The following is a 298-nucleotide window of genomic DNA, read 5'->3' on the forward strand; positions in this document are numbered from 1 at the left end:
GATAGAGCAGCTTCTGCGCGAAGACGCCGGTCGGCGGATCGTCACTCTGCGTCGTCGCGTAAATCGTGAATCCTTCCGGCCGCGACGCCTGCGATCCGGTGACCTCGGAAAGCACGTTCGCCGAGGACGCCTTCTTACCGAAGAGCCAGAGCTCGTCGATGAAGGAGCAGATCGCCTTCTGGCCGCCGACGACATCGGCGTCTGCCGATTTCACCGCCAGCACGCTATCATCGAGCCGATTGATGATCTCGCGCGTGGTGTCGCTCGGCTTGAACCGCTTGAAGAGGGCGTTGTCCTC

1 pseudogene is annotated in these 298 nt (G+C 62.1%); it reads right to left on the reverse strand.

From position 1 onward, the window contains the following. Positions 1-298: pseudogene (locus tag EN818_RS33185) on the reverse strand (terminase large subunit); the annotation flags it as partial.

Source organism: Mesorhizobium sp. M3A.F.Ca.ET.175.01.1.1, assembly GCF_004791945.1.
Taxonomy (GTDB): Bacteria; Pseudomonadota; Alphaproteobacteria; order Rhizobiales; family Rhizobiaceae; genus Mesorhizobium.